The organism is Pseudarthrobacter sp. NPDC092202, assembly GCF_044755505.1.
Classification (GTDB): domain Bacteria; phylum Actinomycetota; class Actinomycetes; order Actinomycetales; family Micrococcaceae; genus Arthrobacter.
The window spans coordinates 472,814-496,182 of sequence record NZ_JBIVRG010000001.1; the positions used below are offsets into that span (position 1 = coordinate 472,814).

Genomic DNA, 23,369 nt, shown 5'->3' on the forward strand with positions numbered 1-23,369 from the left:
AGATCATCAACCATGGTTGTCCACAGGTTGGCCGATATGACTTGTTGCAGTGCTGGACCGTCCTTAAGCTTTATCCCAGTTGCACTGCCTCCGCCGGGGGCGGCAGTTGTATTGGGGAACGTATGGACGCGCTGGGAATAGTCGAGGATGAAGTCCGCGAGCTTATCCGTCGTCGAGGGCTTGATCCGCTTCATCAGGCCGGCGAGGTTCGCCGCCTGGTCGAGGCGGCGGTATCGGATTACGATGAGCGGGCGCTTTTGGGTCCGCTGCCTCCGCTTGGGCCCCTGGACGCGGCCCGCAGGTTCCTCTTTGACGCGGTCGCAGGTTTCGGCGTCCTTCAGCCGCTGCTGGACGATTCAACCATCGAAGAGATCTGGCTGAACGCTCCCAACGAAATTTTTGTGGCCCGGAACGGTGAATCCGAGCTGACCTCTCTCAGCCTCACGGAGCAGCAGGTTCGGGACCTGGTTGAGCGGATGCTGAAAAGCTCAGGCCGCCGGCTGGACATGTCCTCTCCGTTCGTGGACGCAGCGCTTCCTGACGGGTCCAGGCTCCACGTGGTCATCCCGGATGTGACCCGCAAGCACTGGGCAGTCAATATCCGGAAGTTCGTGGTCAAGGCCAGCCGCCTCGAACATCTTGTCGAGCTGGGCACGTTGACGCCGCAGTCCGCCCGTTTTCTGGGTGCAGCCGTTTCCAGCGGCCTCAACATCCTGGTCTCAGGCGCCACCCAGGCAGGCAAGACCACAATGCTTAACTGCCTGGCTGCGAGCATAGGCAGCCGGGAGCGCGTGATCACCGTTGAGGAAATCTTCGAACTGCAGTTTCCCCTGCGCGATGTCGTAGGACTCCAGTGCCGCCAACCGAACCTGGAGGGGGAGGGCGAAATTCCGTTGCGGCGCCTGGTCAAGGAAGCGCTCCGCATGCGTCCGGACCGCCTGGTGGTGGGGGAAGTCCGTGAAGCTGAGAGCCTGGACATGCTCATCGCCCTAAATAGTGGTTTGCCAGGCATGTGCACCGTACACGCGAACTCGGCCCATGACGCGGTCACCAAGATCTGCACGCTGCCCTTGCTCGCAGGCGAGAACATCTCTTCAGCCTTTGTCGTCCCAACGGTCGCGTCCTGTATCGACCTTGTGGTTCATTGCAGCCGGAAGGCCAACGGCCGTAGGGAAGTCACTGAAATCCTCTCCTTGGGCCGGCGGGTGGAGAACGGCATTATCGAGTCGTCTCCCGTCTTTGCGATGGTGGACGGCACCCTTCAGGCACGTGCCAGCTCGATGCCGGCCGCGGAAAAGTTCAGCCGGGCAGGGTACGACGTCGCGGCGCTGCTGGATCCGCGATGACGTCGGCTTTGCTGGGTATCGGCGCCGGGACGGGCCTCTTCCTCATCTGGTGGTCCTTCTGGGAGACACCTGAGCAGCGCCCCAAGGCGCCGAAGGTAAGCCGCCTGGCCGACCTTCTCGCCTCCGCCGGTGTCGACAAAGTATCCCCGGGGGGCCTCATCGGCACCTGCGCGGGGCTGGGGCTCTTTGTGGCATTGGTGTTTTACGCCGTTAGCCGTTCCTGGCCTATCGCCTGTTGCTTCGCGCTGTTTGCCGCATGGCTTCCCATCAGCATCCTGCGCTGGAGGGCAAAAAAGAGAAGCGCGTTGTTGCGCCAATTGTGGCCCGACGTCGTTGATCACCTCCGCTCCGCCATACGCGCCGGCCTGCCGCTGCCGGAAGCCCTCATTCAGCTGGGGGAAAAGGGGCCCGACGAGCTTCGTCACGTATTCCGGGAGTTCGGTGCCGACTACCGCGCCGGAGGACAGTTCGACGCCTCGCTCAACAAACTTAAGCACAGGCTCGCAGACCCGGTCGCCGACCGTATAGTCGAAGCCCTTCGACTGACCCGGGAAGTTGGCGGCTCAGACCTGGGAAAGTTGCTCGGCACGTTGGCTGAGTTCCTCCGCGAGAGTGCACGCACCAGAAGTGAACTGGAGGCCAGGCAGTCCTGGACCGTCAACGCCGCACGCCTTGCGGTCGCGGCCCCGTGGATCGTCATGCTCCTGCTTGCAACAAGACCGGAGGCGGTGCAGGCATACAACACCGCCATGGGTGCAGCAGTCCTGCTAGGTGGCCTGGTAATTTCGCTGGTCTGCTACTCCATCATGCTGAGGATTGGGGCCCTGCCCCAGGATGAGCGGGTGCTCAGGTGATCGACATATCTCCTGCCGCCGTCGCCTGCGGGATTGTCCTGGGGACCGGTCTGTGGCTCGTCATCTTCAGATCGCCGTTGATGCGCGCCACCACCCTGACAGAACGCATTGAGCCGCAGTTGAAGTCCCAAAACCTTGAATCCCGGCTGTTGAGCCTGGGGGAGGCCAATCTGACGCCGTTCGGTCCGCTTGAAAGGATTTTGCGTCCGGTGATCCGGGACGGCATGGCGGCATTGGGGAGGCTGAATCCATCGCCCGGAGCGACCGCACGACGGCTGGCGCAGGCAGGAATTACCAAGACCTCCATCGACTTCCGGGCCGAGCAGCTACTGTGGGCCGCTGCCGGATTCGTGGCCGCCCTTGGCGTCACTGCCCTAGGAGCCGCCGCCGGGAGGTTCAACCCACTGCTCGCCGCGGTCGCCGTCCTGGGCAGTGCTGTGGGCGGCTTCATGCTGCGGGACTATTGGCTTGGTGTACAGGTCAAACGCCGTGAATCCAGGATGATGGCGGAGTTTCCGAGCCTGGCTGAACTGATGGCGCTCGCCGTCAGCGCAGGGGAGAGCGCCACCGGAGCCCTCGACCGGGTTTGTCGCAGCGCCAAGGGGGAGCTCACCAAGGAGTTCGCGGACATTCTTGCGGAGACCCGGGCGGGCAAGCCCCTGGTGCAGGCATTGCAGGAGTTCTCGGCACGGACCGACCTGGCCCCTCTGGTGAGGTTCGTCGACGGCATCATAGTTGCTGTCCAGAGAGGCACGCCCCTGGCGGATGTCCTGCGTGCCCAAGCCCAGGACGTGCGGGATATCGCCAAACGCGACCTTATGGAAGCTGCGGGCAAGAAGGAAATCGCCATGATGGTGCCCATTGTGCAGTACTGGGGGTACTCTTCGAGCCATGAGCACCACCGCGTTATACGTACGGCAGTCCGAGCATAAGACCGGAGCGGAAGCGGCTGTCCAGCGACAGGAGGCCGCCTGCCGTCTCCTGGCAGAAGCGAAGGGGTGGGACAGCCCGCGTCTGTACGCGGACAACGCCATCAGCGCCAGCACAGGCAAGACCCGTCCCGCCTTCGAACAGCTCCTTGCAGCAGTTGAAGCGGGCGCGGTGTCCGCAGTGGTTGTTTGGCATTTGGACCGGCTGACCCGGTCGATGAAGGACCTGACGCGCATCATCGAGGCTGGGCAGGCGCACAGAGTAAACATCGCCTGCGTTCACGGCGTCTCCCTGGACCTGGGGGACCCAACGGGCGTAGCTGTGGCGCAGATTCTCACGGCTATCGCTGCAATGGAAGTGGGGCACAAGGGACGCAGGCAGCGGGAGGCAAACAAGCAGCGTGCCGAGGCTGGGGAAGCTTTCTGGAGCCGCAGGCCATTCGGCTACGACCGCGAAGACGGCAAGGTGGTGACTGTCGAGGCTGAGGCCGCAGCCATCCGGGAAGCTGCCAAAGCGATCCTAGGCGGCGCAACCCTGACCAGCGTGGTCAGTAGCTGGAATGCTGCGGGGCTGAGGACGACCACGAAGGAACAGGGCCTGTGGGGCGTTACGCAGTTGCGCCGGGTGCTGATGAACCCCCGATACGCTGGCAAGCGCCTCTATAACGGCGAGGACAAAGCAGCGGGCAAATGGGAAGCAATCCTCGATGAGGAAACGTCTCGTCGCTTAGAGGAGATTCTGACGGACCCCAGGCGGCGGACAGCCCCGGATGACCTGAATGCAAAGTATCTGCTGTCCGGGATCCTGGTGTGCGGTAAGTGTGGCCGCAAGATGTTTGCAGCCCCTTACAAGAAGAAGGGGCGGGCGATTATGATCTACCGCTGCTTCGGTGGGCTGTGCATGCAGCGGCGCATGGACTTGGTTGACGAATATGTGGAAGGTGTGACGGTTGGCTTGCTCGCGCGCCCTGATGCCGCGGACCTTTTCGCCAACGCCGATACCGCGGCGCAACTGCGGCGGGAAGCGACCGAGCTGCGGAACCGGCGTGACGCCCTGGCATCCCTTTTGGCTGATGGGCTGATGTCTGCTGCATCAGTGCGGGAGCAGGCTGGCAAACTGAGCAAGGCGCTCGCGGATGTGGAGCGTTCCATAACTGCGGCCGAGCATTTGAACCCGGCTGCAGGCGTCATTGGCGCGGAGGATGTAGCTGAAGCCTGGCACGCGCTGCCTGTCGCCAACAAACGGCAGGTAGTCAGAGCACTGATGGACCTCACTGTGTTGCCAGCCGGTAAGGGCGTGAGGTTCAGCCCCACTCAGGTACAGATCGGTTGGAAGGCAGCAGCGTAGGCCTCTCCGAGGAACTTTTCTTCCACATTTCCAGGTCGCGGCACCGGAGCCCCGTTTGTCCGCACAAGCAGTTAGTAAAATAAGCTCAGTGCCCTTGCCCCGGCGCTTCACCTGGGGCAAGGACTGACAAGCTTCCGCAAGGAAAGCGACACATCAGAATCTGAAAGCCCTTGTAGGGCCTTCACGAATGGCTACCAGCCGCCCCCCTTATTGGGCGGGCGCCCACTCCATTTAGCTGATAGGTGATCGCTTTGCCTGGTACGCCCTCAAAAGAGGTTGCCCACGCCCGCGGCGTCGTAGCTGGCCTTTCTCGTTCACGCGCTCTCGATGACCCGGAGTTCGTGGCCGCCCGGCAGGAACTGAAGGCCGCCAAGCTTGCGGCTTTTGTCTCCAAGGCCGTGGCCGAGGCTCCGCCACTTACCCCTGAGCAGCGGGACCGCATCGCTGGCCTGCTCCGGCCGCAAAGCGGTGGTGCAGCATGAGTAACGAGGAATCCCCAGCCTTCGGGGGATCCGCTGGGGCTGCTTCCGGTCTTGGGGACCTGCCGTTTCAGTACGGCGCCGCTGACGTGCCGCCGGTAGCGCAGCACGCGAACCCCTCGGACGTCACTCTTGCACTCCTGCGGCGTGCGGCGGCCGCCTTCGGGCTTTCCCTGGCGGCACGCTGCACCCGTTGCGGGGCGCCCCTGTGGGCTGCAGCCAGTGTCGCAGCCAAACTCGGCCCGACCTGCGCTCGCCGGGGGGCGGGGAAGTGAAGGCCAACCGTGCTACCCGACGGGCGTGGCTGGCTGCTGTTCGTAAGTCTGACCTACCACCCGAGACCAAGCGCGTAGCAGAGGTCGTGGCCAAGGCAGCAAGCCCGAAGGGCCTGATACGTGACACGGGAGTTGCCGCACTCCTGGCCTCAATCGACGAGGAAGACGGGAACAGCGATGACTGACCTCAAATTCGCTTGGCACCGCGCGCTCCTGGAATCAACGCTGCATGACACCACCAAGCTTGTCGGCGTTGCCCTATGGGACTACGCCGACAAGGACGGCTGTCGCGCATTCCCTGGGAACAAAACGATCGCACAGCGCTTGGACAAGAGTGATCGCACAGTGAAGTCGCACATGAAGAAACTCCGCGACGAAGGCTGGATTGAGCGTACTAGCGTGTCCAAGAATGTAGCCGCGGACCGCCGCCTGGCGGACGAATATCGCCTTGTGATTCCAGGCGGTAAGGTGCAGAGCTCGTTGCACCTTACCGAGGTGGGCAAGGTGCAATCTGGACCACCCTCTAAGGTGCAACCTGGCGCCTCTAAGGTGCAGGGCTCGTTGCACCCCAATAAGCATTTAAGAACAAGAAGAGAAGAACAGGGTGGTTCCTTCGGAACCACTGCCCAGCGTTCGCGCACGCGCATATCTCCTGTCCCTGCTGAGTTTTCAATCTCAGCCTCGATGAAGACCTGGGCTAGTGAGAATGCGCCAGCAGCCAATCTGGAGCTTGTTACCACGAAGTTCCGTAACTACTACGAGGCAGCAGGCACCGAGAGGTTCAGCACTCTGGAGCCGCTTTGGCGCAACTGGATGTTGGAGGCGCACGACCACGTAGTGAAAGAGCGCGCAAGGAGGAACCCCTTTGCGTCCTATAGCCCCCCAACAGGCAACGAAAAGAAGCTCATCTTCGACTACGACAACTGGGGCGAAGACGAAGAGACACCAAGCAATTGACGGACGGTGGCCGACATGGAGAAGGAGAACAACAAAATGGACAACAACACAGGGGCTACGGCAGGTATCAGGCAGGGGGAGCAGCGGAGGGTACTCGGGCTCCTGCGCTCGCTGTACGAGGAAGACCCGGCCCGCGCAGTTGAGGACCGGGCGGCGCTGGCCCCGGTAGACGAGAGCGATGCACGCGCGCTGCTGGACGCAGCGTTGGTGCTGCTGGGCATGTTGACGGGCGACCCACGCCTCGGCGGCCGTGACGAAGAGATAGCCAGGCTTACAAAGCTGAGCCTGGTGTTCGAGACGAAGTACGGAATGCCATGAACGGTGGCGACCGGCTGTCTGCCCCGAGACCGGGACGAACAGGCCGCTCAGCTATGACCATCCAGAGCCAGCCGTGACAGCGCGACAGACGGGCAGACAGCACGGAGACAGCAGGGAGCGGCAATAGCGCGGGGAGCAAGGGCCGGAGGGGGACTGGCTTTTCAGCAGACACCAGACGGCAACGACCGCCCAGGTGCACCTCTTTATAGATGGTCGGGAATCGCGAAATACCGCGTACGGACAGGAGGCGGCTGTGGCTGCTGAGAAGGACCCCCGCTTTGTGGCTGTGAAGCGGCATGGGGCGCCTGGCTACCGTCAGGGCTGCCGTTGCGGGCAGTGTGTGGCGGGTGAGCGGGGGAGGAAGCATGGCGTGGCGGCTGATTCCCCCGTGCCTTCACCGCTTTCCGCTGCCCGCCGCAGGCAGGGTGAGATGGAGCGGCGCACCAGGGCGCTGATCCGGTCGATGGCCCTGGAGGGGACGGCGGCGCAGAAGTTGCTGGTGGCGCAGGCTGTTGCCGGGGCGAGGGCGCTGGATGAGGCTCTGGCCGCGGGACGGCCGTTGTCAGCGGCGCACAAGCTGCATGACGCGGCGATCAAGGGGCTGGAGGCGTCTATGCAGGCGCCCGAGCCCGACGGGCCGGGGGAGAACGGGACCAGCAACTTGGAGCTGTGGGTCGCGGCGATCCATCGACCGTCGGTGGAGTGCCAGGGCGCCTACCCGGTGGTGACACCGGGGGAGTGCGTGGCTTGTGACGAGGCTGTTGTGGCGCGGGCGCAGTACGGGGCGCGGAATCCTGACAAGCCGGGGCACGAGTACGGGATGAGCCGGGAGCAGTGCGGGTGTGCTGACTGTGGGGCTGCCCTGGGCCGTGAGTCTTAGCTGTCGGGCTTGTCTCGGTGCCTGTCGGCGCGTTCACGCCGGGTCCGGGCGGACATGCCGAGTTGGTGGTTGCTGGCCTGACAGGGGCGGAGACGGGCTTGGCACGTAGGTGGCAAAGGGTCCGTTCCACATCCGCCGTTAGTCTCCACAAGTGCTTGCTGCACTGGGTTTAGAGTCGAGGTAGCTGCTTACATGCAGCAACGGCCAACGTAGCTGAAGACGAGGCGCGGGCAGGGCAGTGCGCAACACACCCGGTCAGAACCCCGTCGGCAAAGCACTGGAGCCGCTAGAAGCGCAGAGCTTCCGCTGCCGGGCAGCGCGCAACGCACCCGGACTCGCCAAACTGGCGCGGCGTTGAGGCGAAATCTGCTTCTGCTTCCCCCATCATTCCTTCTTGCCTGGCGCCATGTTTGGCATGCTGCGCCGACCCTAGAAAGGGGTACACACAATGACATACATTCAGGAACTGACCGCTAGGAAGCACGAGCTCATGACGGCAGCTCGCGCAGTCACTGACAAGGCGACGGCCGAGAAACGTGAGCTGACACCTGCCGAGCAGGCCGAGTACGACAAGTACGACAAGGACATTAGGTCGCTGGCTCAGCACATTGAGCGGCTGGTCGATGAGCGGGAAACCGATAGCGTGCTCGAGAGAGCCCTCGGTGAGATGAACGGCGGCGGCCGTAAGGAAGCCCGTGGCGGCGAGTTCGTGAACCTTGCCACTGGCGCACCGGCTGCCGTGCGTTCCGGTGAGAGCTACCTGAACCACGAAGTGGTGCGCGCTGCTCGGGCGAATGAATCTGCGCAGGAAGAGGCTGCGGTTGCCACCTTTGGCAACCTGGCCAATCAGCTTCGCGCGGTGACGTTGTCGGGCGGCGCTGCGGTGGTGCCGCAGGTGTGGTCAGCGCAGTTGATCGACCTTGCCCGCAACAAGTCGGCTGTCCTCCAGGCCGGGGCGCAGATCGTGCCGATGGAGGCGGGCGTGGTGAAGATTGGCCGCCTGACGGGGGACCCGACGGCCGCTTTCCGCACGGAAGGTTCGCTGATCACGCCAAGCGACCCGACGTTGGATAACGTGACGCTGACCGCGCAGGACATGTCGTGCCTCGTCATCGGCAGCCTGGAGTGGTTCCAGGATTCGCAGAACGGCGACATGATCGTCAAGAACGCAATTGCCCAGGCAATGGCTTCGCGCCTCGACCTGGTGGCACTTTATGGCGGCATTACTTCCGGGGCCGGCTCAATCAACCTGCCCACCCCGCCGAACCCTCGCGGTGTGCTTGCTTCGCTGAACGCGACACTGGCGGGCAACGTGTTGGGCGGCGTCGCTAACGGTACGGCGCAGACTGCGGCGACGTACTACAACGAGGTGCTGGACGCCATCTACAAGGTGCGTTACGGCAACGAGGAGCCTAACGGGCTGATCTGGAACGCCAAGCTCTCCCGCCAGTACGCGGGAGCGAATGACACGACGGGGCAGCCGCTGCGCTTGCCTGCCGCTGTGGAGTCCATCCCGCAGTACACCTCGAACCAGTTGCCCAGCTACACGCAGGGCACGATGACGAACCGGGCTACGGACCTGTTCGTGGGGGACTGGACGCAGTTGCTCATCGGCCAGCGCCTCGGCATCACCATCCAGGTGCTGACGGAGCGGTACGCAGAGTATGGGCAGATCGGCATCGTCGCCCACTGGCGCGGCGACGTCGCACCGGCCCGCCCCGCAGCGTTCTCCGTCTACAAGGCAATCCAGGGAGCACTGTGATGAGCCGCGAAACGGATCGCCTGGAAGACGCCGGACTGACACCTGAGGAGGCAGCGGCCGTGGCCGTACCCGAAAGCGGTCCAGCGCTGACAACGAGCGGTGGCAACAGGTACGGCATTGCCCTGGACTTCTTGCACACCACGCACCCGGAAACGGGCAACGAGGTGGTGTTCGTGCCAGGCGAAGCCTTGCCCGAGTGGGCGGCTGCTGCCCAGGCAGCCAAGGAGCAGCGGATGCTGGCGGTCCTCCAGGGCCTGCCAGCGGAAGCGAAAGGCAAGCGGCCCGTCAAGGGCCGCTGAGAAGGGCGTCAACGCCACCCCCGCCCGCTGACCTGAAAAGGGACACGGGGCGGGTGGGGGAACGATGGCGGCTAGGGCTCTCCCTCACTTCCAGCCCATTGACCCGTCAGCGCCCACAACCATAAGTGGCCTCGGTCCGATCCATTAGGCGGGCTGAGGCCACTTGTCTGTGTCGTCGAGCCAGGATGTATCCCGCGACATCTACACTGAGGCGCGAGGGTTGAATGGACAGCCCGCAGGCAACACACAAGGGGGACAACTCTCAAATGGAAAAGGCACTTTCTCGGAATGAGGTTAGGCGCAGAGCGCAGAAGTTTGCGACGCGTTGGAAGGGTACTAAGTACGAGAAAGGTGAGTCGCAGTCCTTCTGGAACGACTTCCTCACGGTTTTCGGCATTGATCGAAAGCGCGTAAACGCTTCCTTTGAGCACGCGGTAACAAAGTCATCGACGAACAAAATCGGTTTCATCGACATGTTTTGGCCAGGGATTTTGTTGGTGGAGCAGAAATCCGAAGGCAAGGACCTGGATAAGGCCACTTTCCAGGCTCTGGACTACTTGCCGAACATTCCAAACCATCAACTCCCTCGCGCCCTTGTCATGTCCGATTTCCGAACCATTCGTATAAAGCGTTTGGACGGCGACGGTACTACCACCACGGAAACCTTCGAAACCGTTGACCTCGCCAAAGAGATCGATAGATTTGGGTTCCTTACGGATCAGCGCGACAAGATCATCGCCGCAGAAGTAAAGGCGAACCAGAAGGCAGTTGCCTTGATGGGTGAACTGTATGAGGAACTCGCGTCAACTGGATACGACGAGCATGAGACGTCGGTCATGATGGTGCGCCTGCTCTTTTTGTTTTTTGGTGACGACACTGGGCTGTGGAAGCGGGGCCAGTTCCATGACTTCATTTCCAAGCGAACAGTTCCTGACGGCACGGATACCGGCCCGCAGCTAGCCTCGTTATTCCAGGTTTTGGATAGGGCCGTTGACAAGCGTTCCCCACATTTGGATGACGCGCTGAATGCTTTCCCGTACGTAAACGGCGGGCTGTTTAGCGAACATGTGGGGATCGCGTCGTTTAGCCCGGAGATGCGGGGGAAGCTGCTCAAAGCCAGTGAGTTCGACTGGGGGCAAATTAGCCCAGCAATCTTCGGCTCCATGTTCCAGACCGTGCGTAACGATGAAGAACGCCGGGCCGGGGGGGAGCACTACACCTCAGAGGAAAACATCCTCAAGACTATCCGCCCCCTCTTCTTGGACGATCTCCGCGAAAAGTTCTTGTCATGCGGGACTAACCAGACCGCCTTGGAAGCTTTTCACAAGACGCTTGGCCGTTTCCAGTTTTTGGACCCAGCCTGCGGCTGCGGTAACTTCTTGCTTCTTGCATACAGGGAGCTGCGGGATCTTGAGCTTGAAGTGATGCTGAAGCTGCGGGACATCACCGGACAAAGCGTCATGGCGGCCATCGACTACGTTCACTTATTGCGGGTTTCTCCCAAACAATTCCACGGGCTGGAAATTGATGAGTGGCCAGCTAAAATTGCGGAAGCTGCCTTCTTCATGGTTGACCACCAGGCCAATCTCAAGTTTGCAGAAGAGTTCGGAGAGATGCCCGAACGCCTGCCAATTACCATCACAGCAGATATCCGTAACGTGAATGCTTTGCACCAAGATTGGGCGGAAGTCGTTCCTGCCACCAAAGACACTATTGTCTTCGGAAATCCGCCATTCAATGGCGCACGGACTGTTACTAAAGACCAGAGAAAGGACATGGAGGCGGTATGGAAGAAGGACCTGAACGCCAACTTCGACTTCGTCACGGCTTGGTACAAAAAGGCCCTCGACTTTTACGGTGACGTTGATGGGCAGTGGGCGTTCGTATCGACTAACTCCATCTGCCAAGGCGAACCGGTGGCAGACCTGTGGCGACCGATACTTGATGCTAACTGGCGGTGCCGCTTCGCACATCGTTCCCTGAAGTGGGACTCAGAGGCAAGAGGTAAAGCAGGGGTTACGGTCTCAATTGTCGGTTTCGACAGGAAGAAGTCGCCCAAGCCGGTGCTCTGGGAATACTCAGAGGGAGGCAGCGGAGATGGCGTGCCAGTGGAAGCCACTCGGATCAACCCCTATTTGATCGACGGACCAAACATTCTTGTCAGGGCTCGCAAAAAGGAGGGGCCGTTGCACCCAGGGCTTCCTCCAGCGATCCTGGGCCATCGCGCCATTGACGGAGGTGGGTTATTTCTCAACCAGGACGACTACGACCGGGTGTCTACTGACCCCGTTGTGATGAAGTATGTTCGACCCTTCCTTGGGGCAAGTGAGTTGCTGTATGACACCCCTCGATGGTGTTTATGGATGCTGAATTTCAACCCGGCGGACGTAGCTTCAAGCGCATTTCTCCAAGAGCGCTTAGGCAGGGTGAGGGACTTCCGATTGAGCAGGACCAACAAGGCTACGCGAGAGGCTGCCGACGCGCCGCAGCGGTTCGGCATTATTGCACCTAGCGACAAATTCGACCTGGGAGCCAAGTACCTGGCAATCCCGCGGCACGTTGGGGAACGCCGCCCCTACTTCTTCGCAAAATACACGGACCCGAGCACCATAACGGGCGACGCCAACTGTATTGCCTCGGACCCGGACGGTTACGGCTTGGGCATCCTGTCTTCATCTATGTTCATTGCATGGATGAAAGCTATTGGAGGTCGACTGGAAACGCGGCTCCGTTTCTCCAGCACGTATACCTACAACACCTTCCCGATGCCTGCCGCGACTCAGAAGCAGCGTGATGCAGTGGTTGCGGCAGCGCAACTCGTCATAAAGGCCCGAGAAAACCATCCAGGAGTCTGCTTGGCGGACCTCTATAATCCGCTGGCTATGCCTTTGGAGCTTGTGAAGGCGCACCAGGCAGTTGATCGGGCCGTGGACAAGATTTTTAGGACAGAAGCCCCCCTCTCAACTGTCGAAGACAGGCAAAAGGTCCTGTTTCGTTCATATGCCAAGCTGACCAACCACGAAGAGCTGCTGCTGGAAAGCGAAAGGTTGTCACTGGCTTACTAGGAAGCGCGTCACGCAGAGCGCCGCTGTTGACCCACCAAAGTCCAACAGCGGCGCTTCTGTTTGAAGAGGATCCGACGATTCTCGTGGGCCACCTCTGACAGGTCCCGCGGCTCTGGCCGAACCAGGCGCGCGGGAAAAGAACTGTAAGCGATGCACGACCGGGGTGCCGCTTGTTTTTGGCGTGCTCCCGCTGACTGTGGTGTTTGCCGTTTTCCCAGGGCTCGCGGCCATCAACCTGGGGTTTTAGGGACAACCAGTGGAGCCGGAATGCATATCGATCGAAGAACCGAACCAGGAATAGGACGGGAAATGAAAATGATGGGAACTCGCTGGGCATCCCTGCTCCTTGTTGTGAACACCGCCCTGGGCACTGCCCTTTGCACGGGAGTCCGTCGCGGTGGGAACCACAGTGACAACCACAATGAAAGGGGAGATGTGCCTGGATGGGTCATGATCACCCTGATGTCGGCTGTGCTGGTGGCGGCGCTGCTGGCACTTGCCGGACCGGCGCTGGAGTCGATGTTCAACCAGGCGATGGATACGGTCGGAAGCTAGCCCGTGTCGAGGTCCTCCCGCCCGACAAGCCAGGCCTGCAGGGTTCGCGGCTTGCCCTCGGCGCGGGAGCAGGGTTCGGCGGTCGTGGATTTTGTCCTAGTGGGTGGACTCCTCGCGATGTTCTTCCTGGCCATCATCCAGCTGACCTTGATCCTGCACGTGCGCAACACGTTGATCGATGCTGCGTCCTCAGGCGCCAGGTACGGAACCCTCGCGGACAGGGGACCAGCCGACGCCGAAGAGCGGACACGCAGCCTGATCGGCTCAGCGCTGACGGCTGGATTTGCCGAACAGGTGAGCACCAGCGAAGTGACCGTTCAAGGTCTCCGCACCCTGGAAGTGACGGTGCGGGCGCCGATGCCGGTCATCGGGCTCATAGGTCCCCGGGACATGCTGGAGGTGAAGGGCCATGCCGCCGTGCAGCCGTAGGTTCTGCGCGCTGTTCCTGAAACGCAGGCTGGCCCAAGCACTGTGCCTTCGGCCGCCTTCAGCAGGCAGTGGCCAGGAAGGCGGGGCAGAACATGAACAGGGGAGTGCCGTCGTGGAGTTTACCTTTCTTGCCCTCCTGCTTATGGTCCCGCTGGTTTACTTTGTCATTACCGTGGGGCAAATCCAGGGCGGCTCTTTTGCCGTGGTGGGAGCAGCTGACCAGGCGGCCAAGGTCTACGTCTCCCAGCCTGACGGATCGACGGCACAGGCTGCCGCCGAACAGGCGGTGTCCATCGCTCTTGCCGACTTCGGCCACCAGCCGGACAAGGCAAGCATCTCAACGACATGCGAGCCCGCAGACTGCCAAGCTCCGGGCACCGCGGTGACCATCACGGTAAGTCTGTCGGTGCCCCTGCCGTTTGCACCCTTCAACAATGACCTCCGGTTGACCGCCAGCGAGGTTGAGGCCTCCGCAACACAATTGGTGGGCAGGTTCCGATGACCGCCAGGACCAGCCACGAAGACGGCCAGATGATGGTCATGATCCTCGGCTACGTGACCTTGGCTCTGCTGGTCACCACTGTGGTGATCGGCATTTCCTCTGTGTACCTGGAACACAAGCGGCTGCTTTCGCTCGCTGACGGCGCCTCCTTGGCGGCAGCGGACAGTTACACCCTGGGCGACGTGGACGCGCACGGCGGAAGTCCCTCTGCAACACTGAACCCGGCAAGGGTCAGGAACGTCGCGGCGGACTTCGTCTCAAGGAGCCCTGCTGCCCAGCGATTCAGCGGACTCGCCGTCGCCGGGGTAACGGGCAGCCCCGATGGTTCCACCGCCGTCGTGGTGCTGACTGCTGCTGTCCACCCTCCGGTGGTCAACTTCCTGGTGCCGGACGGTATACGGATAGAAGCGACGTCAACGGCACGCTCACGGCTGACGCGCTGAACGATCGCCCGGCGGGGGCCTCACGACCGGTGCCGGGGTGCCTTTGCCCGCGGCCCCGCAAGGCAGCAAAACCAGTCCATGCCGAAGGCTTTGCCGGATAGCGTAGGCTTAAACAACCATGGCCAATATTGATTTTTCCGCTGAAATCCGCGCCCTTCGCGCCACCTACGACTCCATTGAGCGGGTCTCTGATGTAGACACGCTTAAGGAAGACATCGCCGAATTGAGCGAGCGGGCAGGCGAGCCGGACCTGTGGGACGACCCCTCGGCAGCGCAGAAAATCACGTCAAAGCTCTCGCACAAGCAGTCCGAACTCGAGCGCCTTAATAAGCTCGCCGCCCGGATCGACGACCTCGAAGTCCTGGTGGAGCTGGGACAGGACGAGGACGACGCCGCTTCGATGGGCGAGGCGGCCGCAGAGCTCGAGTCCATCAAGAAGGCCCTGAAGGAACTCGAAGTGGTCACCCTGCTCTCCGGTGAGTATGACGAGCGGGAAGCCGTCGTCTCCATCCGTGCAGGGGCCGGTGGCGTGGACGCCGCCGACTTCGCCGAGATGTTGATGCGCATGTACCTCCGCTGGGCGGAGCGCCACGGTTACCCCACAACTGTCATGGATACCTCGTACGCCGAAGAAGCCGGCTTGAAGTCCGCAACTTTCGAGGTGAAGGCACCCTACGCCTTCGGAACCCTCAGCGTCGAGGCGGGCACCCACCGGCTCGTCAGGATCAGCCCCTTCGACAACCAGGGCAGGCGGCAGACGTCCTTTGCCGCTGTGGAGGTCATCCCGCTGATCGAGCAGACGGACTCCATCGAAATTCCGGACAACGAGATCCGCGTGGATGTCTTCCGCTCGTCGGGGCCCGGCGGGCAGTCGGTCAACACCACGGACTCCGCCGTCCGCCTCACCCACATCCCCACCGGAACCGTGGTCTCAATGCAGAACGAAAAGTCGCAGCTGCAAAACCGGGCGGCTGCCATGCGGGTGCTGCAGTCCAGGCTGCTGTTGCTCAAGAAGGAGCAGGAGGACGCCGAAAAGAAGGCATTGGCCGGCGACGTCAAGGCGTCCTGGGGTGACCAGATGCGGTCCTACGTCCTCAACCCCTACCAGATGGTGAAGGACCTTCGGACCGAGCACGAAGTAGGCAACACCTCGGCCGTGTTCGACGGCGAAATTGACGACTTCATCGACGCCGGAATCCGGTGGCGCACGGATAACCGCAACGCAGAAAAATAGGCCCACACCGGCCCAGTCACGCTGATCCGGCGACACGCCTCCTGAAAGCAGTGCGATACGCGGGAACTCCTGCGTATAGTCGAGGGGCCGGGGCCCTACTTCCCCCACACGAAACCCGCGCACCGGCTGCAGAACTGGGCTGCATCAGAATCAGCCATGCCCTGCAGGGTACTTAGGGCCATGATCCGATTCGAAAATGTCACCAAGGTGTACGACCAGAAAGCCCGGCCCGCGCTGGACGCTGTCAGCCTTGAGATTGACCGCGGCGAATTCGCCTTCCTGGTCGGTGCATCCGGCTCCGGCAAATCCACCTTCCTCCGGCTCGTCCTCAAGGAGGACCGGGCAACATCCGGGGCCGTCTACGTCGCCGGCCAGAATGTCGCCAAGATCTCCAGCTGGCGCGTGCCGAGGCTCCGCCGGGGAATCGGCGTCGTCTTCCAGGATTTCCGGCTCCTGCCCCAGAAGAACGTCTTCGCAAACGTCGCCTTCGCCATGCAGGTCATCGGCAAAAGCCGAAGCGTCATCCGTGATACCGTCCCCGAGGTCCTGAAGACCGTGGGCCTCGAAGGTAAAGAACACCGCATGCCGCACGAGCTCTCCGGCGGTGAGCAGCAGCGCGTCGCCATCGCCCGCGCCGTCGTCAATCGTCCCGGCATCCTGCTCGCCGACGAGCCCACGGGAAACCTTGACCCCACCACCTCAATGGGCATCATGGGCGTCTTGGACAAGATCAACCAAAACGGGACCACCGTGGTCATGGCAACGCACGACGACGACATCGTCAACGAAATGCGCAAACGCGTGGTTGAACTCAAGAACGGCGTGGTGATCCGTGACGAGGCAAAGGCGCTTTACACCTCGATGATTCCGGTAGTAGGGCAGTCGCGCAGGCTCAAGGACGCGAGCGGGCGGGACACCCCCGAAGCAGGACTTCCCGGCGAAGGCGAGGGGAAGCGATGAGGCTCGCGTTCATCCTCGGTGAGATCGGAAGCGGACTCCGCCGCAACCTCTCCATGGTGGTCTCGGTCATCCTGGTCACCTTCGTCTCGCTCACCTTCGTGGGCGCAGCGGGCATGCTGCAGATGCAGATCAACCAGATGAAGGGCTACTGGTACGACAAAGTCCAGGTGGCCATCTTCCTGTGCAGTGAGGGCTCGACGGCGGCAGGTTGCGCCAGCGGGCCGGTCACCGCCGAACAGCAGGCCAGCCTTAACACACTGCTGGAATCGCCCGCCGTGTCGCAATACGTCAACGACTTCCAGTTCGAGTCCAAGGAGGAGGCCTACAACCACTTCAAGGACCAGTTCTCCAACTCGCCCATCGTGGACTCGGTAACCCCGGACCAGCTGCCGGCTTCCTTCCGGATCAACATGAAGGATCCCGAGAAGTACCAGATCATCAGCGAGACCTTTTCCTCCCAGCCCGGAGTGGAAACTGTCATCGACCAGCGCCAGCTGCTTGAGCGCCTGTTCTCGGTCATGAACGGCGCTTCCCTGGTGGCAGTCAGCATTGCCGGGGTTATGATCGTCTGCGCAATCCTGCTGATCGCCACCACCATCAGGCTCTCGGCGTTCAGCCGGCGCCGCGAAACCGGCATCATGCGGCTGGTGGGCGCGTCCAAGACGGTAATCCAGCTGCCGTTTATCCTCGAGGGGGTCATTGCCGCGGTGATCGGCGCTGCCCTGGCGTCAGCAACCCTCTGGGCCGTGGCACACTTCTTCCTCGGCGAGTTCATGTCCCAGCAGTACCCGGACACCGCCTTCATATCCTCCGGCCAGACGCTGATCCTGGTTCCCGCGCTGCTAATCCTTGGTGCATCCTTGGCTGGAATTTCGTCTCTCTTGACCTTACGCAGATACCTTCGCGTCTAGGTATGCAAACCAAACAAGGAATGCCCATGAACTCACCGGACAAAAACGCTTCCCGCTCCCGGCGAAACGGCGCGCGCAGTGCAGCGCCCCGCACCAGCCTCCTCAGTGGTGTGCTGGCCGTCGTCCTCGCCGCAGGACTGGCATCCTCCACACCGGCGGCCTTCGCTGACGAGCTTGAGGACCGGCAGAAAGCCCTCGAAGCTGAGGCCTCGCGTGTCCAGCAGTCCCTGGAATTCGTTGATTCGCGCATCGCAAAGGCAGCCGGCGACCTCGTGATCTACCAAGGGCAACTTCCCGGTGCGCAGCAGGCACTCCTTGAAGCGCAGGGCCGAGTTGCCGGCGCCGTCAAGGAAGTCGAGGCGCTCTCCGCACGCGTTGACATGGCCCAGCAGAACAAGGCCAAAATCACGCAGCAGCTCGAATCGGACAAGCAGAAGATTGCCGACACCAAGAAGCTGATCGGCCAGATTGCCACGCAGGCCTACAAGTCCGGCGGCGTGCCGTCCAACCTGTCCCTCTTCTTCGGCTCCAACAACGGCGGCAGCCTCACCGAAACCATGGACCTGGCGGACCAGGCCATGCGGAGCCAGAACGCTGCCATGGACAAGCTCTCGCAGCAGAGCGCCACCAACGTGAACTCTGAAGCGCGCCTCCAGGCCGTTGAGGCCGAGATCAAGGACCTCAAAGCCAAGGCTGATGCAGCCTTGGAGCGTGAGAAAGCAGCGCGCGACGAAGCGGCCGCGAAGAAGGAGCAGGTCGATAAACTCATCGCTGACACCACCCGCCTGGACGCGGAGCTGCAGGCAGCCAAGCCGGGGATCCAGTCGCAGCTGGCCGGCGTCCAGGCCAGCCAGAATGCGGTGGCTGCCGAGATCGAGGAGCGTGACCGCAGGCTGCGCGAGGCCTGGGAAGCAGAGCAGCGCAGGAAGGCTGAAGCAGCCGCCGCGGCTGCCGCGGCTGCTGCAGCAGCAGAAGCTGCAGCGCGAAACCAGCCGCCGCCGCCAGCCCCTCCGGCGCAGTCATTCATGCCGCCGGTAGGTTCGCCGTCGGCCTTCGGCCTCCGGCACCCCTTTGACGGCAGCGTTCCCATTACGTCCGGTTTCGGGTGGCGGGCCACCCCGCCTGGAACCATCGACTTCTACGGCCAGGGCGGGTACATGCATACCGGGCTGGACTTTGGCGCGGCCTGCGGCACACCGGTCTACGCGGCAGCGGCCGGGGAAGTTTTCAGCTCCGGCTGGAACTCCGGCGACGGAGGCGGCTGGCGCGTGAAAATCTCCCACGGCCTCATCGAGGGCAACACCCTGAACACCATCTACTACCACAACGCCAGCATCGTGGTCTCCAACGGCCAGCGGGTCTCACAGGGTCAACTGATTGCCTACTCCGGCAACACGGGCAACTCCACAGGCTGCCACGCCCACTTCGAAACCTGGCTGAACGGCAGCCCGGTGGACCCGATGAGGCTGCTGTAGCACCTTCTTTGACCTGCCGTACACTGGTATGACTCCCCGCCGGCTGGCCCGGAGGACAACCCATTTACACTGAGGAGCTTTCCCTTGCCTAAAGAAAGTGGCCGTAAAGTGGTGGCCACCAACCGCAAGGCCCGGCACGATTACCACGTGCTGGATACCTACGAGGCGGGAATCGCGCTGATGGGCACGGAAGTGAAATCCCTGCGCGAGGGCCACGCCTCCATGGTGGACGGCTTCTGCACCTTCTACAACGACGAGCTGTGGATGGAGGCCATCCACATCCCTGAGTACAACCAGGGAAGCTGGACCAACCACGCGGCCCGCCGGCGCCGCAAGCTCCTGCTGCACCGTGAGGAACTCATCAAGATCTCCCACAAGGTGCGCGAATCGGGCTACACCATCGTCCCGCTGCAGCTCTACTTTGTGGACGGCCGTGCGAAGGTTGAAATAGGTGTGGCCCGGGGCAAGCGGGAGTACGACAAGCGCCAGACTCTGCGCGAGCAGCAGGACAACCGCGAAGCACAGCGTGAGATGCGGGAGCGCAACCGTCGCCGCTAGGAATGTTTTTCTGCGCAGGTGCGTTATGATTAATAGTCCGGTGGGCCAGCCTGCCGGTTTGATAAAAGAATATGGGGATGATCGGTTTCGACGATGTTAGTCGCGACAGGTGAAGCGGGCCGAGGATGCAGAATTATCTCGTAAACGCTGTCTGCAAACCAATAAGTGCCGAATCTAAGCGCACTGACTTCGCTCTTGCTGCCTAAGCAGTAAGACAGTCCGTCAGCCCGAGGTTGCTATCGCCCCGGATCCTGGCGTCATTTAGATAGCCACTGCTGTCCACCTCCGTCATCGGGGTGAACGGGACTTTTAGATGACTGGGCCCGGATCAGCCAGCTGTTTGCAGCATGGCTGGGGCCGAGAAAATCCGACGCAAACTGCGCCCGGAGAAGCCCTGACAACACGACATCGGACGGGGGTTCAATTCCCCCCATCTCCACATTTTGAAAATGCCGCAAGGCGCACCGAAAGACCCGGACACTGCGTCCGGGTCTTTCGGTGCTTAACAACCAGTTGGTCAGCGCATGCCATGGGCCGGCAGCACGGATCACACTCCGGAAGAGCTCGACGACGTCCCGCCGGGCCCACATGCGGAGGCGGTCATGAGGGTGGTCGGGACGGTGTCACCACCCCTGGCACCATAGTCACCTTCAGCGGCTGCCGGCATGGAACCCAAGCCAACCGGCGGCAGGACTACCGGCGCTTCTTCAAGTGAGCCACCGGGTCCAGGGCGGCTTCAGGGTGCTTCGCCTTCTTTTCGGCGCGTTTTTCCTTGATGGTCTTGACCGGCTTTTTTGCCAGGTTTTGGTGGGGTGTCTTGTCCGGCATGGCGTGCTCCTTACGGCAGGGGACGGGCTGCGTCCCTCCTCGTAAAGTACGCCTTTTCGGCCCCGAATGTAATGGCCTGGAGCAGCAGGAAGTCAGTCCGGGACAGGCACGTCCGCGATGCCCACGAAGCGCGTGCCCACGCCGTCGAACTCGCTCCGGACCAAGCCTGAACGGGCAGCGGGCACCTCGTCCGGACGGTGGTGGCCGCAGATTACGTAGGTAAAGTCCGGCCACCATTTCTTGGGCCGGGCCGCTTCCTCGTAGCCGCACACCGCGCATTCAAGGTGGACCCAGACGGGCCGCTTGCCCGTCCGGTTCGCGCGGGACTGGACCAGCCAAGGCGGCGGGTTGTCCAGGATCTCACCCAGCTCAGCCTCGGTCAGCCATTTTGGAAGGCCGTGGCGCTGTGCCATCTCCATGGGTACGTCAAGGGCAATGGCCGCGTCGCGTCTGCTAATCATCACCATCCACGATACGGGAGCCCACCAAATCAGGGCTTCCCGGCCGTGGCCGCGCTTCCTATGCCCAGGTGGCCAGGACGATCCCCGCGGCGGCCGCAGCGAGGCCGAGGACCAGGTTGGCGGCAATGTTCACTGCGGCAGATCCGAGGCGTTCTTCGGCCACCAGCCGCACCGTGGCCGTGGTCCACGAACTGAAGGTGGTGAGCCCGCCGGCCAGGCCGGTGGTCAGCCCGGCCTGCCACTCTGCCTCCAGCCCCAGGTCTGCTGTAAGGCCGTGGGCGGCGCCAATAATGAAGCATCCTGCCACGTTCACCAGCAGTGTTGCCCAAGGCCAATGCAGCCGCGCGGGGCCGTTCCGGCCGCCGGCACGGACAGTCCGCCTGGAGCTGTGGTGGGCAAACCAGCTGTCAATGCCGAAGCGGAGGAGGGCGCCGGTTACCCCAAAAACTCCCACCAGGACAGCGGTAATCACTGACGGCTCCGGGACGGGCGGCCAATAATCTTTCCTGTCCGCCACCCAAGGCCAGCCGCCGCCAGCCCCAGCACCAGGGACAGGGCGAGATACCCAGTCCACACTCCGTGCTGCCCCGCCCTCACCAGCTGGTCCAAAGAAAAGACCACAGCGGAGAACGTGGTGAAGGACCCCAGCAGGCCCGGCCCCAGCCCTGCCCGCAACCAGAAGGGGGTGTGCGGGCGGGCCATCCACGCGGTGGTCAGGGCGGCCAGGACAAAGCTGCCGGCCACGTTGATGCACAGGGTGGTCCAGGGAAACGATCCGGGAAACTCAGGGAAGGCCAGCCCCAGGCCATAGCGAAGTTCCGTCCCCACCAGGCCGCCGGCAGCAACGGCCAGCCAGGCTCCAGCCCTGGGTGCCCACGAAATCTTCAGCCCGCTCATGCCTTGGGCAACCCGGCATCCCCCAGGAGGCAGCCTGGATGGGGCCGGTCGCTGTGCACCCACAGCGCCGACGTGATCTCATCGGCCAGGTCGTAATCACGCGTACGCCCTGAATCCCGGACGCGCACCATCAGGGCGCCCCCGAACGGCCTGCGCCCCATCACCTCCACCTCGGCATCGAGGTCTATCTCCTCGGCCGCAAGGTAGCGCAGCAGCTCCGGGTTGTCGTCGCTGATCCGGGTGATCCGGCCCGTGTGGCCCTGGTCCAGCTCGCCCATGAGGTGCGCGCGGGGCATAAAGACCGTGCCGTCCGCCGTCGGAATCGGATCACCGTGAGGATCCCGCTGGGGGTTGCCCAGCTTCGCCGCTACGCGTTCTATGAAGGTGTCCGAGACGGCGTGCTCGAGCAGCTCCGCTTCATCGTGGACTTCGTCCCAGCTGTACCCCAGCTGCTGGACGAGGTAGGTCTCGATCAGGCGGTGCCGGCGCACCATGGAGAGCGCGAGCTGCAGGCCCGCGTCCGTGAGCCTGATGGCGCTGTACGGCTTGTGGTCCACCAGGCCCTGGTCCTTCAGCTTCCGGACCATCTCTGAGACGGATGAGTTCGCCACCCCCAAGCGCTGGGCCAGCTGGGAGGACGTGATGGGTTTGTCCTGCCATTCAGTGAAGGAATAGATGACCTTGACGTAGTCCTCAATGGAGGAGGAGGGCGCGCTGGTCTTCACAGGATCCAGCCTACCGGCTGCCCTTGCCCACACGGGGGCTGCCAGCCGCTCATGCCCTGACCGCCCGCCACGACAGCGTCAGGTACGGCAGCTCCAGTACCTCGTCCGGCCCGTGGCCGAGGTGGTCATGGAGGTACCAGTCAAGGTTCGCAAGCACCTTCGCCCGGGTGGCCTCACCAGCGCGCAGGTAATAGCTGCGGGATTTCGTCAGTTCCATCAGGTCTGCGGTTGTCACGGAGTCCTGCCAGTGCGTGACATGCTCCTCCAGCGCCTCAAACTCAGGTCCTATGAGCGGGCGGTGGCCGGGTTTGTAGACATCCCCGGCATGCATGATCCTGGACAGGCGGTGGACCCAGGAAACCGACGTGTCCAGCTGGTTCCAGACGAGTCCCAGTGTTCCGTGAGGGCGGAGGACGCGGGCAAGTTCCGTGCTCGCCCTCAACGCGTCGCACCAGTGCCAGGCCTGGGCTACGGTAACGACGTCGAAGGCCTCGTCGGGCAGGCCAGTCGCCTCTGCGGTGCCAAGGACAGCTGTGGCGGCAGGATAGTGCTCGGCCAACTGCCTGAGCATGTCCGCTGAGGGGTCAACCGCCGTGACGGACAGCCCCATGCCCAGCAGCAGCTCAGTAAATTTGCCGGTGCCGGCGCCAACGTCGAGTGCATCGCGGGCCGCGGGAGTTACGAGCCAGCGCGCTGAGTCGGCAGGATACCCCGGCCGCACCTGCTGGTAGTGCTTGCCGCCGTCCTGGAAACTCAGGCCGAGCTCCCGGCGCCGGCCGTGATCCAGCCGTGGGCCACCCCGTGCCACGTGCGGCCTCCTTCATCCGGTACTTTTAGTTCCTCCGAATTTACCGCATGGGCCGCAGCAGGGCGCCAGCC

General features: G+C 62.6%; 27 protein-coding genes and 1 other RNA gene. 22 read left to right on the forward strand and 6 right to left on the reverse strand.

Going from position 1 to position 23,369, the window contains the following annotated elements; translation table 11 throughout:
* Positions 1-122 precede the first annotated feature (122 nt).
* From ACIQF4_RS02210 to ssrA, 22 genes are all read left to right on the forward strand, one after another.
* On the forward strand, positions 123-1,346 hold the full coding sequence (locus ACIQF4_RS02210) for a CpaF family protein (RefSeq protein ID WP_400514118.1): 1,224 nt from the start codon (positions 123-125) through the stop codon (positions 1,344-1,346).
* Positions 1,343-2,200, forward strand: a complete 858-nt coding sequence (locus tag ACIQF4_RS02215; RefSeq protein WP_400514120.1) for a type II secretion system F family protein — start codon at positions 1,343-1,345, stop codon at positions 2,198-2,200. Before ACIQF4_RS02210 ends, ACIQF4_RS02215 begins: the two co-directional genes overlap by 4 nt.
* Positions 2,197-3,132: a type II secretion system F family protein gene (locus ACIQF4_RS02220; RefSeq protein WP_400514122.1), complete on the forward strand. Its 936-nt coding sequence runs from the start codon at positions 2,197-2,199 to the stop codon at positions 3,130-3,132. Before ACIQF4_RS02215 ends, ACIQF4_RS02220 begins: the two co-directional genes overlap by 4 nt.
* A complete protein-coding gene (locus ACIQF4_RS02225; protein WP_400514123.1) occupies positions 3,092-4,477 on the forward strand; it encodes a recombinase family protein in 1,386 nt (461 codons plus the stop codon). The genes ACIQF4_RS02220 and ACIQF4_RS02225 overlap by 41 nt, the downstream gene beginning before the upstream one ends.
* Before the next feature lie 251 nt (positions 4,478-4,728).
* Complete coding sequence (locus ACIQF4_RS02230; RefSeq protein WP_400514124.1) at positions 4,729-4,959, forward strand: hypothetical protein; 231 nt, start codon at positions 4,729-4,731, stop codon at positions 4,957-4,959.
* Positions 4,956-5,231, forward strand: a complete 276-nt coding sequence (locus ACIQF4_RS02235; RefSeq protein ID WP_400514125.1) for a DUF6011 domain-containing protein — start codon at positions 4,956-4,958, stop codon at positions 5,229-5,231. Before ACIQF4_RS02230 ends, ACIQF4_RS02235 begins: the two co-directional genes overlap by 4 nt.
* Before the next feature lie 177 nt (positions 5,232-5,408).
* Complete coding sequence (locus ACIQF4_RS02240; RefSeq protein ID WP_400514126.1) at positions 5,409-6,188, forward strand: helix-turn-helix domain-containing protein; 780 nt, start codon at positions 5,409-5,411, stop codon at positions 6,186-6,188.
* A 36-nt stretch (positions 6,189-6,224) separates the two neighbouring features.
* The gene (locus ACIQF4_RS02245; protein ID WP_400514128.1) at positions 6,225-6,506 is read left to right on the forward strand and encodes a hypothetical protein; all 282 of its coding nucleotides are present in this window, start codon (positions 6,225-6,227) and stop codon (positions 6,504-6,506) included.
* Between the two features lie 370 nt (positions 6,507-6,876).
* A complete protein-coding gene (locus tag ACIQF4_RS02250; RefSeq protein ID WP_400514129.1) occupies positions 6,877-7,386 on the forward strand; it encodes a hypothetical protein in 510 nt (169 codons plus the stop codon).
* A 448-nt stretch (positions 7,387-7,834) separates the two neighbouring features.
* Complete coding sequence (locus tag ACIQF4_RS02255) at positions 7,835-9,148, forward strand: phage major capsid protein (protein WP_400514130.1); 1,314 nt, start codon at positions 7,835-7,837, stop codon at positions 9,146-9,148.
* Positions 9,148-9,447, forward strand: coding sequence for a hypothetical protein (locus ACIQF4_RS02260; protein ID WP_400514131.1), 300 nt, complete (start codon positions 9,148-9,150; stop codon positions 9,445-9,447). The genes ACIQF4_RS02255 and ACIQF4_RS02260 overlap by 1 nt, the downstream gene beginning before the upstream one ends.
* Before the next feature lie 224 nt (positions 9,448-9,671).
* Positions 9,672-12,512 carry a class I SAM-dependent DNA methyltransferase gene (locus ACIQF4_RS02265; RefSeq protein ID WP_400579830.1) on the forward strand — a complete coding sequence of 947 codons (2,841 nt, stop codon included), beginning with the start codon at positions 9,672-9,674 and terminating at the stop codon, positions 12,510-12,512.
* A gap of 309 nt (positions 12,513-12,821) precedes the next feature.
* Positions 12,822-13,067 (forward strand): hypothetical protein, encoded by a 246-nt coding sequence (locus ACIQF4_RS02270; RefSeq protein ID WP_400514133.1) that lies wholly within the window; start codon positions 12,822-12,824, stop codon positions 13,065-13,067.
* A gap of 84 nt (positions 13,068-13,151) precedes the next feature.
* On the forward strand, positions 13,152-13,496 hold the full coding sequence (locus ACIQF4_RS02275) for a TadE/TadG family type IV pilus assembly protein (RefSeq protein WP_400514134.1): 345 nt from the start codon (positions 13,152-13,154) through the stop codon (positions 13,494-13,496).
* 112 nt (positions 13,497-13,608) lie between these two features.
* Positions 13,609-13,998 (forward strand): hypothetical protein, encoded by a 390-nt coding sequence (locus ACIQF4_RS02280; protein ID WP_400514135.1) that lies wholly within the window; start codon positions 13,609-13,611, stop codon positions 13,996-13,998.
* Complete coding sequence (locus ACIQF4_RS02285; protein ID WP_400514136.1) at positions 13,995-14,441, forward strand: pilus assembly protein TadG-related protein; 447 nt, start codon at positions 13,995-13,997, stop codon at positions 14,439-14,441. The genes ACIQF4_RS02280 and ACIQF4_RS02285 overlap by 4 nt, the downstream gene beginning before the upstream one ends.
* A 118-nt stretch (positions 14,442-14,559) precedes the next feature.
* Positions 14,560-15,675, forward strand: coding sequence for a peptide chain release factor 2 (prfB, locus tag ACIQF4_RS02290; protein ID WP_400514137.1), 1,116 nt, complete (start codon positions 14,560-14,562; stop codon positions 15,673-15,675).
* Positions 15,676-15,855: 180 nt separating this feature from the next.
* Positions 15,856-16,635 carry a cell division ATP-binding protein FtsE gene (gene ftsE / locus ACIQF4_RS02295; protein WP_400514138.1) on the forward strand — a complete coding sequence of 260 codons (780 nt, stop codon included), beginning with the start codon at positions 15,856-15,858 and terminating at the stop codon, positions 16,633-16,635.
* Entirely contained in the window at positions 16,632-17,546 is a 915-nt protein-coding gene (gene ftsX / locus ACIQF4_RS02300) for a permease-like cell division protein FtsX (protein ID WP_350001700.1), read from the forward strand. The genes ftsE and ftsX overlap by 4 nt, the downstream gene beginning before the upstream one ends.
* A gap of 26 nt (positions 17,547-17,572) precedes the next feature.
* A complete protein-coding gene (locus ACIQF4_RS02305) occupies positions 17,573-19,021 on the forward strand; it encodes a peptidoglycan DD-metalloendopeptidase family protein (RefSeq protein WP_350001698.1) in 1,449 nt (482 codons plus the stop codon).
* 84 nt (positions 19,022-19,105) lie between these two features.
* Positions 19,106-19,579, forward strand: a complete 474-nt coding sequence (smpB, locus tag ACIQF4_RS02310; protein ID WP_050054575.1) for an SsrA-binding protein SmpB — start codon at positions 19,106-19,108, stop codon at positions 19,577-19,579.
* Positions 19,580-19,652: 73 nt separating this feature from the next.
* Positions 19,653-20,021, forward strand: a transfer-messenger RNA (tmRNA) gene (gene ssrA / locus ACIQF4_RS02315).
* Between the two features lie 251 nt (positions 20,022-20,272).
* On the opposite strand, the gene ACIQF4_RS02320 is transcribed toward ssrA, so the two are convergent.
* From ACIQF4_RS02320 to ACIQF4_RS02345, 6 genes are all read right to left on the reverse strand, one after another.
* Entirely contained in the window at positions 20,273-20,407 is a 135-nt protein-coding gene (locus ACIQF4_RS02320) for a hypothetical protein (RefSeq protein WP_350001697.1), read from the reverse strand.
* Between the two features lie 92 nt (positions 20,408-20,499).
* Entirely contained in the window at positions 20,500-20,868 is a 369-nt protein-coding gene (locus tag ACIQF4_RS02325; RefSeq protein WP_350001696.1) for a hypothetical protein, read from the reverse strand.
* Positions 20,869-20,926: 58 nt separating this feature from the next.
* Positions 20,927-21,340 carry a CrcB family protein gene (locus tag ACIQF4_RS02330; RefSeq protein WP_350001694.1) on the reverse strand — a complete coding sequence of 138 codons (414 nt, stop codon included), beginning with the start codon at positions 21,338-21,340 and terminating at the stop codon, positions 20,927-20,929.
* Positions 21,337-21,765 carry a CrcB family protein gene (locus tag ACIQF4_RS02335; RefSeq protein WP_350001693.1) on the reverse strand — a complete coding sequence of 143 codons (429 nt, stop codon included), beginning with the start codon at positions 21,763-21,765 and terminating at the stop codon, positions 21,337-21,339. The genes ACIQF4_RS02330 and ACIQF4_RS02335 overlap by 4 nt, the downstream gene beginning before the upstream one ends.
* Positions 21,762-22,490 (reverse strand): metal-dependent transcriptional regulator, encoded by a 729-nt coding sequence (locus ACIQF4_RS02340; protein ID WP_231455088.1) that lies wholly within the window; start codon positions 22,488-22,490, stop codon positions 21,762-21,764. Before ACIQF4_RS02340 ends, ACIQF4_RS02335 begins: the two co-directional genes overlap by 4 nt.
* A gap of 49 nt (positions 22,491-22,539) precedes the next feature.
* Positions 22,540-23,298: a class I SAM-dependent methyltransferase gene (locus ACIQF4_RS02345; RefSeq protein WP_350001690.1), complete on the reverse strand. Its 759-nt coding sequence runs from the start codon at positions 23,296-23,298 to the stop codon at positions 22,540-22,542.
* Positions 23,299-23,369 lie beyond the last annotated feature (71 nt).